The sequence below is a fragment of the Microterricola gilva genome (assembly GCF_004217495.1).
GTDB classification, from domain to species: domain Bacteria; phylum Actinomycetota; class Actinomycetes; order Actinomycetales; family Microbacteriaceae; genus Microterricola; species Microterricola gilva.
Genome location: NZ_SHLC01000001.1, coordinates 117,724 through 133,901, shown reverse-complemented (window position 1 = coordinate 133,901; position 16,178 = coordinate 117,724). Strand labels below are relative to the sequence as shown.

Genomic DNA, 16,178 nt, shown 5'->3' with positions numbered 1-16,178 from the left:
GGTGGGCGGACTAGATCGAGAGTTCCGGGTGGAGCCTCGCGACCGTCCACATCCGCTGCTTGCCTGCACTCCACGCGCTGATCGCGAGAGATCCGACGAGGATGCCGACGAGCACCAGCACCGAAAGCCACAGTCTAGAGTCCACGCCGCCGGTGATCAGCTCGCGCAGGCCGCTCACGACGTAGGAGGCCGGCATCCACGGGTGCAGCGCCTGGAAGAACTCCGGAGTCGTCTCGACCGGGTAGGTTCCGCCGGAGGAGCTGAGCATGAGCATCAGCAGCACGAGGCTGACGACGCGGCCGGCGGCCGTGCCGAGCAGGATGATGAACATCTGCTGCAGCGCGAGGAAGGTCAGCGTCGCCAGGTAGATGAACGCCGAGGTGGCCAGCCAGTACACCGGCTCCAGGCCGATCCCGTAGACGAGCACCAGCATCATGATGATGACCTGGCCGAGGCCGATCGCGACGGCCGGCAGGAATCCGGTCATGACGGCACGGATGCCGCTGGCTCCGGCCGCGAGCGCCCTCGCGGGCAGCGCCCGCAGGATCAACCACGTGATCAGAGCGCCGACGAAGGTGGCCAGCGCGATGAAGAACGGGGCGAATCCCTCACCGAAGCTCTTCGCCTCGTTCTGCCAGCTCTGGTCAAGCACGACGGGCTCGGCGAACACGCCGGCCTTCGTCTCGATGTCGGAGTCGCTCATGACGGGGACGGCGTCGCCGCCCTCGCCGAGCTTGTCGGCGAGTTCGCGGCTGCCGTCGGCGAGCTGCGCCGCGCCATCGTTGAGAGCCGAGCCGCCCGCGACGAGCTGGCTGCTGCCGTCGACGAGCGTGCCGGTGCCTGCGCTCAGCGCGGCCGCGCCGGCGCTCAGGCTGCCAGCGCCGGATGCCGCGGTCGACACGCCGGAGGCCAGCTGACCCGCGCCATCCGAGAGCTGCGCGGCGCCGGCGGCGAGCTGCTGCGCGCCAGGGGCCCCTGCGGTCAGCTTGCCGGAGAGTTCGCCGACTCCGGCGGTGAACTGCGCGCTCAGCCCGGCGTAGCCCTTGACCTGCGCCGCTGCGGCGCCGGTCTGCGTGTTGAGCTCGCTCGCGCCTGCCTGCAGCTGCTGCACGCTCGGCAGGAACGCGCTGGCTGGGGTTCCGGCCGGCGCGGCCTGCATGGCCGCGAGGAGCTGGTCGACGCTGCCGGCCACCTGGCCGGTCCCGGCCGCGAGGGCCGCCGTGCCGTCGGCGAGCGCCGTGGCACCGCCGGTCAGCTGCTGCGACTTCTCCGAGAGGGTCGCCGCGCCGTCCGCAGCCGCCTGCATTCCACCGGCGAGGGTGGCCGCGCCTGCGCTGAGTTCGCCCGACTTCTCGGCGAGGGTCGCGGAGCCGGAGTTCAGCGCGGCCAGGCCGCCGGACAGCGTCGATGCACCGTCCGCCAGCTGGGCGGCACCGTCGTCGAGGCTCACTGCGCCGTCGGCCAGGGAGCCGAGCCCGACGATGAGCTTGCCGGCGCCGTCGTGGGCGGTGACGAGGCCGTCGGCCAGCGTCGTCGCGCCATCGGCGGCCGAGCGGATGCCGTCGCCGGCGTCGTTGAGGCCGACGAGCAGTGCGTCGGCGGTCTGTGCGCCGAGCTCGACGGCGACCGAGTCGCGGAGCACGGTCATGGCCGAACCGCCGAGGGTCGAGGCGAGGAAGTTGTTCGAGTCGTTGAAGTCGACCTCGACGGTCGCCGACTCCGGAGTGTCGGTTCCGACAGAGATCGCGTTCGCCGAGAAGTTCTCCGGGATCGTGACCGAGAAGTAGTAGTCGCCGGCGGCGACGCCTCGACTGGCGTCTGCGGCATCCGTCACCTGCCAGTCGAGGTCGTGGCCCTCAACGAGATTGTCGACGACGTCGGTGCCAGCCGTGATGCGCTCACCGTCGTTGACCGCGCCGACGTCCTCATTCACGAGGGCGACGGGCAGGTTCTTCAGCTCGTCGGTCGGAGCCCAGAAGGCCCAGAGGTAGAGGGCGCCGTAGATCAGCGGGATGAACAGCAGCACGGCGACGGCGACCTTGGGCATGACGCCCTTGCGGAAACGGCGCAGTTCGGTGCCTGGCGAGAGAACAGCGAGCATCAGGCACGCTCCAAGATGAGGTCGTCGAGGGATACGGGGGCGTCGTCGCGCTCGCTGCGAGCGGCGGGGCCGCTCTCTGCGATGTCGATGACGGTGGGGGCGATGCTGAGCTCGGCCCAAATCGCGGTGTCAGGGGCGGCGACGGATGCCACGACCGCGATGGGCTGCCGGCTGGCCGTGCCGCGGCTGAGCGCGTCCAGGCGCGCCCAGAGGGCGGCGCGCGCCTCCGGCGCCTGCAGCTGCTCGACCTGGTCGAAGAAGAAGACGCGGGGGGCGGCGAGCATCGCCAGGGTGACGCGGAGCAGCGCGGTCTGAGTCTCGTCGAGATCCCAGATCACGGTGTCGGCCGGCGGCATCGGCGTTGCGCCCGGTTCGCCGGGGGCGCCGAAGACGGGCAGGCAGACGCGGCGCACGGCGGCGTCATCCACCCGCGGCACGATCGCGTACCACGGGGCCAGCCAGGCCTGCCGCTCACGGATCGCCGCGGCGACCGTCACCGACTCCTCGAGGGCGTCGATGTCGTGGAAACCGGCGATGGCCGTCGCCTTCTGTACGGCGCGGGCCCGGCGCGGCAGCGCGTGGCCGAGCACAGTGAGCTCGCCCTCGCTCTGCTTCATGCGCCCCGCGAGGGTGAGCAGCAGGCTGGTGCGGCCGCTCCCCGCTTCGCCGCTGACAACGGTGAGCCCGTTGCCGATCTCGCAGCTGAGGGGTCCGTAGACCCGGCCGCGTGTTGCACTGAGGGCGAGATTGTCTGCCCGCGCTATCGACTGCACGTCGATCCTTCCGCTCGTTCACGTTTTTGTACTGACTAGTCAGTTTAGACACGAACGAGCGATCCTCGCAATCCGAGGCTTGTGAGGGGCGCACAAAAACTGGCGGGCACCGGTGCTCTGCACCGATGCCCGCCAGCGGGAACTGCCGTGTGGCTATGCCGCGTGTGCTCCACGCTTGCGGCGGCGCGCGACGAACAGCAGCACTCCGCCGAGCCCGAGGATGATCGCTGCGACGCCTGCGGCGAGGCCGACGTCCGCACCGGTCACGACCAGGCCGCTGCCCGGAGCCGTGAAGGTGTTCGTGACGATCACGGTCGCGGCGGCGGTTCCCCCTGCCGCGAGCGTGAAGCTTGCGGAGGTGCCGTCGAAGACCTTGTCGCCGACGGCCACCGAGGTGCGCGTCGCGTCGCCGGTGTCCGTCTCCGTGACGGTGCACTCCGCGCCGGCCGGCAGCGCGTCATCCGTGACGATGAGCTTCTTCGTGCCACCGATCTCGTGCGTCACATCGCGGACGACGATGCCGGGAGCCGGGTGCTGCTCGTCGACCAGCACGCAGGAGAGCGCGACGGGGAAGGTGCGCGACACGGTGCCGGCCGCCGTGCCGTCGACGACCTTCTGCAGCGTGAGGGATGCCGCGGCGAACTCGTTCACGAATGCCACCGTGTTCGCCGCCTCGGTGCCGGCGAGCAGGGGCTCCAGCACTGCGGTGCGCCCGAGAATCGTCTCGGCAACGGGCTCGCCCTGGCTGACGGTCACCGTCGTGCCGATGGCGCCCCTGCTATCCGTCTCGGTGACCTCGCACGATGCGCCCTCCGGCAGCCCGGTCCAGGTGACGCTCTCGCCGGCCGCGATGGTGCGCGTCATCGGCTCGGCAGCCGTGACGGCCGCTCCCTCGAAGGTGCACTGCAGCGCCAGCTCGAACGAGCCGTAGTCGAACGGCTCGCCGTCGGCGCCGAGCACCGCGGAGTCGACGGTCTTCGTCGCCGTGAGTGCGGCGAAGTTGAAGACGTTCTCGACCCCGAGCGCGGGCTGCGGCTGGTCGTCAACCGCCAGCACCGTCGGGTCGGTCGCCACCGTGAAGGCGTAGCCCGCTGCGGCGTCGGCCGCGAGGGTGCTGCCGTCGGCCGCGGTGATCCGGCTCGCGCCGGCTCCGCCGTCCTCGGTCTCGCTGAGCACACACTCCGCGCCGCTCGGCAGCCCGCTGAAGAGTGCCTTCGGCTGGGCGGCGCTCACCGTGCGGGCGCTGCCCCCGGCGATCTCGATCGGCTGACCGTTCAGCGTGCACGAGAGCGCGACGCCGAAGTCGCCGGTCCCGTATGCCGCTGCGGCATCGCCGATCACCGACTTGGTGACCTCGAGCGAGCCGCTGAGGAACCAGTTGCTCACGGTGACGGTCGTGCTGCCGGCATCCGGGATGGTCACCGTTCCGGTGGTGAGGTCGGCACCGTCGTTCGGCGTGATCACCACGGCGTCCGCCCCGTTCAGCGAGTCCTCCGCGATGGTGCACTCCGTGCCGACGACGAGTTCGCCGAGGCTCGCGCTGAAGCCGTTGGCGGCGTTCAGCGTGAGCGTGCTCGACCAGGGGTCCTCGCCGGCCAGCTGGCAGCTGACGGTGACGTCGAAGCTCTTGTCGGCGCCGAGCGTTGCCGCCCCACCCTCGAGCTTCTTCTCGACGACGAGCGCAGAGGAGTCGAACAGGTTGGTGAAGCCGACGGTGTTCTGCGGCTCGGTTCCCGGAGTCAGCTCGGGGATGACGACGGTGCTCGTCGCCTGGTCGACCGTCGGCGGGACGGTGGGGGCGACGACGCTCACCGTGCTGACGGTGCTGTCGGCGCCGCGCGCATCGGTCTCGATGACCGTGCACTCGGCGCGGGCCGGGAGGCCGTCGAAGGTGCGCGACTCGCCGTCGTTCAGGGTGAACGTCGTGAGCGGCAGCACCTCGGCGCCCTGGAAGGTGCACTGCGCGCTGAAGCCGAAGCGGGTCGGAAGCGTTCCGGCTCCGACACCCGTCTGCACGGTCTTCTGCACGAGCAGGGCGGCCAGCTCGTACACGTTCTCGACGTCGATCGTCGCCGCGGTGGCGACGTCGCCGACTGTCACGGATGCCGGGGTGGCCGTCCACGAGGTCTGGCCGGCATCCGCCTCATCGATCGAGCACACGCTGCCGAGCGGCAGCTCGTCGATCGTCACGGTGTTGCCGTCAACGAGGGTGACCGCGCCGCCGTTCGGCAGCGGCACAGCTGCACCCTGCCAGACACAGCTGACCGTCGCGTCGAAGCTCGCGGCCGCGAACGCCTTTCCGCCACCGCTCACCGTCTTGCTGATGTCGAGCGATCCGTTGAGGAAGGTGTTGGTGACCTCGACCTCGACGGTGTCGTTGACGCCGATCGTAACGGTGCCGTCCGCGGGGTCGAGGGTCGACTCCTGGGCGTGGCCGAGGCCCGTCTCACTGACCGTGCACTCCGCGCCGCTCGGCAGCCCGGTGTACTCGGCGAATCCGGCGCCGGTGATCACGCGTTCTGCGCCGCCCGGGATGCTGATCGCCGTCGCAACGCCAGCGATGTCCCGCGTGCAGGAGAGCTCGACGGTGTACTCACCGGCGGTTGCCGGGGCCAGCGATGCGGCCGGCTCGCCTGCGAGCGCCTTGGTGACCCGCAGCGTACCGGTGGTGAAGGTGTTCGTCACCGTCACCGCGATGGGTGCCGCTGCGTCGGTGCCGACGGTGAAGCTGTCGGGCGAGACGCTGCTGGTGTTCGCTCCGCCGGTCGCGTTCTCGCTCACGGAACACGCGGCGCCGCTCGGGAGGGTGTCGACCGTCCAGCTCGGGGACGTCTTGCTCAGCACGTGGGTGTCGGAGAAGACCGTGCTCGGCTGGGCACCGGCGAGGGTACAGCTGAGCTCAACCGTGAACTCCTCGTTGCCCCAGTCGGCCGAGCCGTTCCCGGCGAACGCCTTGGTGATCGTCACCGCACCGATGTCGAAGGTGTTCGTCATGACGAGCTCGTTCGTGAGCTCGGCGGCGACGTCGTCCTCGGTCAGGGTGAAGGTGGCCGTGTGGCCGGCGGTCTCCACCGGGTCCTCACCGGTCTGGGTGAAGACGGAGCTGCTGGATGCCGAACCACCCCTCGCCGTCTCGGTGACCGTGCACACGGCTCCGGTCGGCAGGTCACTGAACTCCTTGACCCCGTCGGCGTTCAGGCTGAACGTCTCGTTGAGGATCTCGGTGCCGAGGAAGTCGCACGTGGCGCCGAAGGCGTAGGGCCCGGGGTAGGCGATCGCCGAGCCGTCCTCGTCGACCGCGCCGCCGTCATCCACCAGCTTGGTCACGGAGAAGCCGGCGAGCAGGTAGGTGTTCGTCGCCGTGATCTCCTCCACCTCGGTGGTTCCGGTGAACGCGGGGTTGGCGACGTTGGCGGCGAAGGAGTGGCGCAGCGCCGTGATCTCGTCGGCCGAGTAGCTCACGTCGACGCCCACTGCCGTCGGGTCCTCGACGATCGAGCAGCTCGCGTTCAACGGGAGCGTGACGTTGCCGTACTTGCCGCTGCCGTTGTTGTAGTGCAGCACGGTGCCGTCGGCCTTCAGCGAGAAGCGGCTGAGGTCGGTCGTGCCGTCGGTGCCGACGAGGGGGACGGGGATGCCGCCAGAGGTGCACTGCAACTGGAACGGGTACCCGCTCGGCAGCGCCGCGCTCCACCCGGCCTGCGCGCCCTCGACGAGCTTGGCGAGGTCGAGCTGGCCCGTGGCCATGGCGACGCCGACGCGACGCGGCTGGGTCACGGAGCTCTGCACCGCAACACCGTTGTCGTCGCCGACGGATGCCGCTGACACGACGTTCCAGGCAATCGGGTCGACGCCCTGCGCCGCTGCCTCGGCCTGCTGGGCGACCCACGCGGTCTGGGTCAGGAAGTTGACGCCGACGGTCTCGCCCGGGCGCACGGCTCCGCCGTCGGTGAAGGTGACGACGAACTTGAGCGCCTTCACCGTCGCGAGGGTGGACGCATCGAGGCCGTTGTCATACGGCTGCCAGAGGTTCGCGGCACGGTCGGCGACCTCGGCCGCGCACGGGTCGGCCGGGCTGAGGGCTGTGCCACCGCTGGCGATGATGTCGGCCGCGTTGCAGGTCTGGTTCGGGATGGTGGTGCTGTAGTACGTCGTCACGACGGCCTTGGCGGCATCCGCAATACCGGAGAGCTCGGTCTGCAGGTCACCGAGGAACGTCGGTGCCCACAGCGAGCCGCGGGGCCCCGCGACGGTCACGCCCTGGTCCTTGTAGCTGGGGAGGACGTCGATGCTGCTCAGCGAGGTGGCACTGATGTTTCCGGCGTTCTTCATGCGCATGCGCCACCGCTCGGAGCCGCCGGGCTCGGTGATCGGCACGCAGGGGGTCGCGTAGTAGCCGTCCGCGGCGTTCGGGCTGGCGCAGCTGGCCGTCGCGACCTTGAGCGCGAGGACACCGAGGTCGTCACGTCCGCCGAGGCCGGCGTCGACGCCCTTGACCGACTTGGTCACCTGGAGCGGCGCGGCCGCTGCCGGGGTGAAGGTCGTCTCCGAAGCGCAGGTGGCCACGTTGCTGAGCGGCGAACGGCGCGAGCCGTTCGTCGAGAAGTCACAGGTCTCGAAGGCGCGGTCCGCCGTCGCACTGATGCCGTTCGTGACCGGGGTTCCCGGTGCGACGGTCGGGGTGACGCGGATCGCCAGCTGTGCGCTGATCTTCAGCGAAGCTCCCGGCTGGAACACGAAGCCGGTCGGCACGGTGATCGCGATGACGCCGGTGGCCGGGTCGAGCGCTGCGCTGAACCCCGAGGAGTCGAGCGTGGTGCCCGCCTTGTTCTTCAGCACGAAGGTGTACGGCGAGACCGGGGTCTCGTCCGGCTCCTGGCTGGGCTCAACGAGCAGCGAGCCTGCGGCATCCGCCGTCAGCTGGTCGCTCAGCGCGAAGCCGGTCATCGGCCACGCGCCCGTGTTCACGATGTCCATGACGTACGGGATCGTCTGGCCGGGGAGGAAGGTGCCGAACTTGGTGTCCGGGTTCGCCTTGTCTTCCCTGCCGTGCACCTTGGTGACGGAGATGCTGTTGACCAGGTGGGTCAGCACGGTCTCGGCCGGAGCACTGGCCTCTGCGGTCCAGATGTTGTTCCCGCTGTTGTTCCACGCGCCGGTCGCGACCGCGGAGAGCAGGTTGCTGGTGTGACCGTTCTGGGTCTCGCCCGGTGCGGGCGCGACGCCGGGCCGCGTCGTCGGGATCAGCGTCGTCGCGCCGCCGTCGGCACCGACCAGGAGGGTCGTGCGGCGGGACACGGCGTAGCCGGCGGAGACCGTCGGGTTGCTCGGGCGCTCCCAGTTCGCGTCGTCGGCGCGCCGGTACTCGAAGCGCACGCCGCGCACATCGGCATTGGAGAACGCGGCGCCGAAGCTGTTGGTCAGCTGGCCGCCCGTGACGGTCCGGCTGCCGCCGGTCGGCGTGACCCAGGATCCGCTCGTCCAGCAGGCGTCGAGCGTGCTGTCTCCAGCACAGCTCACCTCGAGCGTGCCGTCGCCGGCGAGGGCGAAGTCGGTGTCGAGGAGCACGGAGACCCGCAGCTGCTCAACCGGGCGCATCAGGGTGATGGCAGAGAAGCCCGCGAAGTCGTAGGCGTTCCAGAAGGTCGGCGTCGCGTCATCCAGTTGGATGTGCGTCGTGCGCACCGTTCCGGACGGCTTGCCGGTCAGCGCGACGCTGTAGCCGGTCTGCGGGCTGACCTCACTGCGCGTCGCGGGGTTGATCGTCTTGCCGACGGCCAGGCCGAAGTCGGGGGTGACGACGTTCATGTCGTCGCTGGCGATCGCGGTCGGCGGGGTGCCAGGCGTCGCGGCCGGGCTCTCCAGCTCCGCGATGGCCGTGTTGACCAGGGGAACGGCTGTCGTCGTCACCGGGTCACCCGAGCGCGACACCTCGCGCAGCTGGTACTCGAGGCGCAGGGTCGACGTTGCCTTGGACGCGATACGGCCATCGTGCTTGACGACGATCCCGGTGACGGTCGACAGCGCGGTCGGCGTCTGCGCGTACGCCAGGACGAGCGAGGTGATGACCTCGTCCGGCAGGCCGGCGCGCTTGAGCGTGATGGTCGTCGATGCGGTGCCGGTCGGCTGGGTGATCGAGGCGATGCGGTAGAGGTTGAAGTCCTCGTAGAAGGTCTCCTGCACGCCGACGGTCGGGTCGGGGTCGGAGATCTTCAGCGCGTTGACCTTGCTCTCCGTCGCGTTGTCGGCCGTGAGCAGCGCCGTGACGAGGGGGAACTTGCTCTGCGCCGTTCCGGCCTGGGGCAGGCCGACGGAGCCGACGTCCGGCTGGAGAGCGAGGTCGTCGATGTTCTCGTCGTAGTCGACGAAGCGCTTGGTCAGGCCGACGTTCAGCGGGCGGTCGAGGATGGTGATCAGGTCGGCGTCGTCGGTGCTGTACGTGTCGGAACCGCGCACGCCCGTTGCGTTGACGGTGTTCGTGACGATGCCCTTCTCACCCGAGTTGTAGCGGTAGTCGTGCTCGGTGCCGAGCACGGGGATGCTCGCATCGGAGCGCAGCTCGGTGCGCAGCTGCATCTCGAGGTCGATCAGGCGGCTCTTGCCGGATGCCGCGACGCCGGAGCCGGCGGCCGGATCCGTGATCGGGTCCGTGATGACATCCGCCCGGTCGGCGCGCTCCGCGAAGGTGAAGCGCACCCCGATCGTGTCGAGCTGCTCAGCATCGGTGAAGCTGTATCCGGGGAAGGTGCCGACGCACGGTGCCGCGGTGGTGCAGATGTTGAGCGGCACCCAGTCGTTCGCGGCGTCGCTGTAGCGCTCGACGACGAGCTGGTCGAACGCCATCCACTCATCGGTCATCGGCGCGATGCGCGTCACGTTGAAGGCGTCGTAGACGGAGGTCGCGACGGTGTCGAGCTCGCCGACGCTGGCCGGGTCGGCGATGGTGACGGTGTCGAGCGGCAGGTCCTGGGTTCCCCAGCTCAGGCGGGCCCAGGAGGAGTCGTCGGACTGCGCGATCAGCTCTTCCGGGATCCACGTCTTGTCGACGAGGTCGGGGTCGGTGCCAGGGCGCAGCGGCTTGAGCACGATGCCGTCGTCGGCAACGTCCGTCACCTCGGGAACAACGGCGTTCTCGTTCGCGACCGTGCTCCTGGCCTCGTTCGGGATCGTCACGGGATCGGTCGCGTCGTGGGTCGTGCCGGTTCCGTCACGCAGTCCGTCGCGCAGCTGCACCTTGAAGTACGGCAGCACGTTGAAGCCGGGCTCGAGCAGCTCGCCGGCGACGGCGGGCTCGAACACGAAGCGGATTCCCTGCAGCTGCTCCTTCAGCGCGGCGCTGGGGGTGTAGCTCCAGTCGGCGGTGCCGGCTGGAACGGGCAGCGGGCTGACGCCGGGCAGCGGCTGCCACGCCGTGCCGTCCCAGTACTCGGGGGTCATTGTCGCGCTGGCCGGGACGTCGACCGAGGTGATCTCCTGCAGGTCGAAGGTGTTCCAGAACTGGCTCGGCGCCGACATCGGGTTCGACGGGTCGCTCACGATGAGGGACTGCGCCCCGATGGTCGAGCCGTTCGCGGTGCCGTCGTTGGGAGTGACGGATGCCGGCAGCGAGACGAGCGTCGAGGAACCGGGCGCGGCCCAGAGCTCTCCCTTGATGATGTTCTTGGAGACCGTGGTGTTGACGCGCTTGGCCTGGCGGGTCAGGTCGTCGGCCGCTGTGGCGTTCGCGCTCTGGCCGTCGGAGTCTGTCACCGTCGCGTCGACGGTGTTCGTCGACGTGACATCGACGAGGCCGCTGATCGGCTGAGCCGTGACGCCGAATGGCAGCACGGCGTACTCGCCCTGCTCGATGGTGCCGGTGAAGGTCACCGTGAATCCAACGACGGTGCTTCCGCTCGGGGCGGAGGGGATGGCGTCACGGTCGGTTCCGGCCAGCGGGGCGCTCTGGCTGCCGTCGGCGTAGAGGTAGGTGATCTCGACGCTGTCGGCTCCGGCCGGCCACTCGATGTCCTCTGCGACGAAGCCGTCGAAGCTGAGGCCCTGGTCGGCCAGGGTGAGACCGCCCGGTCCCGGCTCGGTGATCACCATGCTGGTGACGGGCTTGCCGGTGCTGTCGGCGCGGAGGGTCGCGGTGGTGGAGTCGCCAGGCATGATCGCTGTGACGCCGAAGTCCTTGGCGACGGTGACGGACGGCGGCGTGTTCAGGACGCTGACGTTCGCGCCGGCAGGTTCGGTGGCGGTGTCGCCCTCGTTCGTCACGGTTCCCTCGACGACGTTGGTGACGGTGAGCGGCGTGTTGGCCGGCAGGGTCTTCACGGTGTCGTTCGTCACATAGTCGAGCACGATGGCCGCGGCCCCGTCGGCCGGGGTGATCGGGAGCTTCCCCGCCGAGTTGGTGAAGGTGAATCGCGTGCCCTTCACGGTGTCGAGGTCGATGCCGTCGAACAGGGTCGAAGTGTCGGCCGGGATCGGTCCCGCGGACCCGATGGCGGTCCAGGTGCCGCCGGCATCCAGCCACTCGATCAGGACGGTGTCAGCGCCCGTCGGTGCGGTGATCGCACCGATTCCGGCGAAGTCGAGGTACTCGAGGTTGCTCGAACCCGCGCCCGGGTCGGTGAGGGTGAGGCTGTCGACGGCGTGGTTGGAGGTGTTCGAGGCGCCGATGGCGAACTCGACGGGCAGTCCGGGCGCGGCCGGCATGGTGTCGCTCGGCTTCGCGGACTTCGTGGCTGCGACGGCGAGATTCGCGTCGACGCGCAGCCGGACGTCTGCTGAGCTCTGGTGGTCTGGCGCGTTGAGCGCGGTGGCCTTCGCGGTGTTCGAGATGAGCCCGGCGAAGTCGGCGGTGACGTCGCTCGGGATCTCGACCTCGACCAGGATGAGGAGGTCGGATGCGCCGGAGACGAGCCCGATGTCGCCGTCCTGGCTCTGCTGCACGAACTCGATCGCCACATCATTGCCCGATGTGTGGTTCACGAAGTGGCTCTGCGGCGTCCCGGGGAGTGACACGCTCTTCACCACGAACGGGGCGGGAACGGCATCCGTGATCGTGGCCTCTTGGCACACGTCGCTCTGGGTCGTCGAGCACGAGACCTTCAGTTCGTAGCTGAACGTCGTGCCTGGAAGGTACTCAGGCACACCGGTCTCACCCTGCACCGACTTGGCGACGGTGATCGTGCCGTCCAACTCGGCGGCGACGGTCGCCGGGGTGATGACGAGGGCTCCGGCGACGAGCGCCACAATCGACAGCATTGCCGCCGCGAAGGACGGCAGGCTTGCCCGCCGGCGGCGCGGTGCCCGGTGTGCGGGCGCGCTGGAACGTGCAGTGGGTGTGGACATCGGGAATCCCCCAGTGGGTGCGAATCGGGTACGCAGCCCGCGAGCGCGCGCAGGATCGACCAGCGACTCTGACGCGTCAGGGAAAGTAGGGTGTGCAATTCGGGCTGCATCTCGAGACTGGCAGCCCGAGCGCCCCTGAGCACGGTGTCCTCATAAAGGAGGACACGATTTCACCCTGTGAATCACCCTCCCCAGCCCCGTGCGGGGGACAGATTTGGGGTCAGGACGTGAACGTCACGTGCTGCATCACCCAGCTGTGCATCGTGACGGCGGCCGCAGCGCTCGCGTTGATCGAGCGGGTCGAGCCGAACTGCGTGATCTCGACCACGGCGTCCGCCGCGGCGATCGCCTCCGGAGAGAGTCCGGGGCCCTCCTGCCCGAACAGCATGAGGCAGCGTTCCGGCCAGGTGAAGGTCTCGATCTTCACGCACCCGGGAACGTTGTCGATCGCGATGATCGGCAGCCCTTCCGCGCGTGCCCACTCGACGAGCTCCTCGACCGTGGCGTGGTGCAGCACGTGCTGGTAGCGGTCGGTCACCATCGCACCGCGCTTGTTCCAGCGGCGACGTCCGACGATGTGCACGGTGTCGGCCGCGAACGCGTTGGCGCTGCGCACGATCGAGCCGATGTTCATGTCGTGCTGCCAGTTCTCGATCGCGACGTGGAACGGATGCCGGTGCTCGTCGAGGTCGGCGACGATGGCCTCCATACGCCAGTAGCGGTAGCGGTCGATCACGTTGCGGGTGTCACCGTGCTGGAGCAGCTCCGGATCGTAGTGATCCTCGTCCGGCCACTCCTCGCGGCCACCCGGCCATGGCCCGACGCCCCAGGTGCTCAGTTCGACGGTCGGGGTCGCGACGGCCGCCGTTCCTGCCTCGGTCGCCGTTCCCTGCGTCTGCTCATCCACTCCCCAAGGGTACCCGCGGCGATGGGGGCGATCCGGGGTTTTAGGCACGCCTAAATTTTGCTACCTTTTAGGCATGCCTCAAAATCTCAACGACGAGCAGTCGCGCGCAGCGGCGCCGCCGGCACCATCGGCCCTCCGGGACTCGCCGGCCGCGGCTGCGGCCACCGCGTCATCCGCCGGGCCGAGCATCCAGAAGCACCGCATTCTGTGGCTGCTCGGGCCGGCCCTCGTCGCCGGCGTCGCCTACCTCGATCCAGGCAACGTCGCCAGCAACATGACCGCCGGCGCCAAGTACGGCTACCTGTTGGTGTGGGTGGTCATCGCCGGCAACGTGATGGCCTGGCTGATCCAGTACCTCTCGGCCAAGCTCGGCATCGTCACGGGCAAGAGCCTGCCGCAGCTGCTCGGCAGCGGCATCCGCAACCGCCACGCCCGCCGCGCCTACTGGCTGCAGGCAGAGCTCGTCGCGATGGCGACCGATCTGGCCGAGATCATCGGCGGCGCTGTCGCACTGAACCTGCTGTTCAACCTGCCGCTGATCTGGGGCGGCGTCATCACCGGCACGGTGTCGATGGTGATGCTCGCGGTGCAGACACGGCGCGGGCCACGCGTCTTCGAGCGCGTCATCATCGGCCTGCTCGCGATCATCGCCATCGGGTTCAGCGCCGGCGTGTTCATCAGTCCGCCAGAGGCCGGCAGCGTGCTGGCCGGCATGGTGCCGCGCTTCGAGGGCACCGACTCCGTGCTGCTCGCCGCGTCGATCCTCGGCGCCACGATCATGCCGCACGCCATCTACGCCCACTCGGCCCTCGCCCGCGATCGCTTCGAGGTGCGCGCGTCCGGGCTCACCACGAAACGGCTGCTCACGGCGACCCGCTGGGACGTCTCGATCGCGATGCTCATCGCCGGCAGCGTGAACCTCTGCATCCTGCTGCTCGCCGCCGCGAACCTGCAGGGCGTCGAGGGCACGGACAGCCTCGAGGGCGCATACGCGGCACTCGAGGACTCCATGGGCATGGTCGTCGCGACACTCTTCGCCGTCGGACTGCTCGCCTCCGGCCTCGCCTCCACCTCGGTCGGCGCCTACGCCGGCGCCGAGATCATGCACGGGTTGCTGCACATCGAAGTGCCGCTGCTGGCACGGCGCCTCGTCACGCTGATTCCGGCGCTGCTCATCCTGGGCAGCGGTTTCGACCCGACGCAGGCGCTCGTGCTCAGCCAGGTCGTGCTCTCGTTTGGCATCCCGTTCGCGCTCGTGCCGCTGGTCTGGCTGACGGCGAAGGCCGGCGTGCTCGGCGAGTACCGCAACCGCTGGATGACGACCGCGGCCGGCGTGACGGCATCCGTCCTGCTCATCGCCCTGAACGTAACACTGCTGGTGCTGCTGTTCGGCGGCTGATGCCGACCGCGGGTTGAGCCTGTCGAAACCCTCGCGGGCTACTCTTGATCAAATGCCAGCCACGACTCCCGCCGTTGAGGACTACCTCAAGACCATCTACGCCCACACCGAGTGGCAGCCGGAGCCGATCACGCCATCAGCGCTGGCGGGCAAGCTCGGCATCGCGCCCAGTTCGGTCACCGAGATGGTCAAGAAGCTGGCTGCGCTCGGGCTCGTCACCCACGTCCCGTACGGCGCCGTTCGCCTCAACGAGCTCGGCACCGCACGCGCGCTCGAGGTGGTGCGCAGGCACCGCCTGATCGAGACCTGGCTGGTCAACGAGATGGGCTACACCTGGGACACGGTGCACGACGAGGCAGAGGTGCTCGAGCACGCGCTCAGCAACCGCCTGCTCGAGGCCATCGACGCGCGGCTCGGCCACCCCCGTCGCGACCCGCACGGCGACCCCATCCCGGCTGCCGACGGAACACTCCTGCACCCTGACGCGGTTCTGCTCTCCGTGGCCGCCCCAGGCAGCCGCGGCGCCGTCGTGCGCATCAGCGACCGCGACCCTGCCGTGCTGCGTCTGCTGACTGAGAACGCGATCGGCCTCGACACGGTGCTCGAGCTCGCGGATGCCGGCGTGCTCCTGCCCGACGGCCGCACCCTCGCGCTCGGCGCCGACGCGCTCGCCAGCATCTGGATCAGCGCGTAGCGGTGCCCGGCCCGCGGTAACAGGGGCGAAACAGCGCGGTCACGTGGAGGCAGCGCAACCGCCCTAGGCTGGAGCCTGAAGAAAGGTTGTCCATGGCACGTCGCGACGAAATCGAATGCTGGCTCACCGATATGGATGGCGTGCTGGTGCACGAGAACCACCCACTGCCCGGAGCGGCCGAACTACTTGAGCAGTGGCGCACCCAGGGCAACCCCTACCTGGTTCTCACCAACAACTCCATCTTCACGCCGCGTGACCTGAGCGCGCGCCTGCGCGCCTCCGGCCTCATCGTGCCGGAGGACGCCATCTGGACCAGCGCCCTGGCCACTGCGGCCTTCCTCAAGTCTCAGATCCCCGGCGGCAGCGCCTTCGTCATCGGCGAGGCCGGCATCACGACGGCCCTGCACGAGGCCGGCTTCATCATGACCGAGACGAACCCCGACTACGTCGTCGTCGGCGAGACGCGCAACTACTCCTTCGAGGCGATCACCAAGGCGATCCGCCTGATCGGCGCCGGAGCCCGCTTCATCGCCACGAACCCGGATGCCACCGGCCCCAGCTCCGACGGCCCGATGCCCGCAACGGGCGCCATCGCGGCCCTCATCACCAAGGCGACCGGCATGGAGCCCTACATCGTCGGCAAGCCGAACCCGATGATGTTCCGCTCCGCGATGAACAAGATCGGCGCCCACTCGGAGAACACCGCGATGATCGGTGACCGCATGGACACCGACATCGTCGCCGGCATCGAGGCTGGACTGCACACGATCCTCGTGCTCACCGGCATCAGCGACGACGCGGAGATCAACCGCTACCCGTTCCGCCCGGACGAGGTCCTCGCCGGCGTGCACGAGCTGGTGCACCCGGAGCCTCTGGAGACCGAGCTCTAGGCCTCGGCCCAGCTTCGCCGAACTCGTAGAAACGGTCCCCCTCTGTCACAGAAGGGGACCGTTTCTACGAGTTCGACT

Annotated in this window: 7 protein-coding genes; 3 read left to right on the top strand and 4 right to left on the bottom strand. The window is 69.4% G+C overall.

All coding sequences use genetic code 11. The features are described from left to right. Positions 1-10: 10 nt before the first annotated feature. From EV379_RS00565 to EV379_RS00550, 4 genes are all read right to left on the bottom strand, one after another. Positions 11-2,101 carry a YhgE/Pip domain-containing protein gene (locus tag EV379_RS00565; RefSeq protein WP_130504442.1) on the bottom strand — a complete coding sequence of 697 codons (2,091 nt, stop codon included), beginning with the start codon at positions 2,099-2,101 and terminating at the stop codon, positions 11-13. Continuing rightward, the gene (locus tag EV379_RS00560) at positions 2,101-2,874 is read right to left on the bottom strand and encodes an AAA family ATPase (protein ID WP_130504441.1); all 774 of its coding nucleotides are present in this window, start codon (positions 2,872-2,874) and stop codon (positions 2,101-2,103) included. The genes EV379_RS00565 and EV379_RS00560 overlap by 1 nt, the downstream gene beginning before the upstream one ends. A gap of 153 nt (positions 2,875-3,027) precedes the next feature. After that, positions 3,028-12,210 (bottom strand): DUF5979 domain-containing protein, encoded by a 9,183-nt coding sequence (locus EV379_RS00555; protein WP_130504440.1) that lies wholly within the window; start codon positions 12,208-12,210, stop codon positions 3,028-3,030. Between the two features lie 220 nt (positions 12,211-12,430). Next, the gene (locus EV379_RS00550; protein WP_130504439.1) at positions 12,431-13,117 is read right to left on the bottom strand and encodes a TrmH family RNA methyltransferase; all 687 of its coding nucleotides are present in this window, start codon (positions 13,115-13,117) and stop codon (positions 12,431-12,433) included. A gap of 73 nt (positions 13,118-13,190) precedes the next feature. On the opposite strand from EV379_RS00550, the gene EV379_RS00545 reads away from it, so the two are divergent. The 3 genes from EV379_RS00545 (at position 13,191) to EV379_RS00535 (ending at position 16,100) form a co-directional block, all read left to right on the top strand. Beyond that, positions 13,191-14,516, top strand: coding sequence for an Nramp family divalent metal transporter (locus EV379_RS00545; protein ID WP_130504438.1), 1,326 nt, complete (start codon positions 13,191-13,193; stop codon positions 14,514-14,516). Between the two features lie 52 nt (positions 14,517-14,568). Further along, a complete protein-coding gene (locus EV379_RS00540; protein ID WP_130504437.1) occupies positions 14,569-15,210 on the top strand; it encodes a metal-dependent transcriptional regulator in 642 nt (213 codons plus the stop codon). A gap of 92 nt (positions 15,211-15,302) precedes the next feature. Next, the gene (locus EV379_RS00535; protein ID WP_130504436.1) at positions 15,303-16,100 is read left to right on the top strand and encodes an HAD-IIA family hydrolase; all 798 of its coding nucleotides are present in this window, start codon (positions 15,303-15,305) and stop codon (positions 16,098-16,100) included. Positions 16,101-16,178 lie beyond the last annotated feature (78 nt).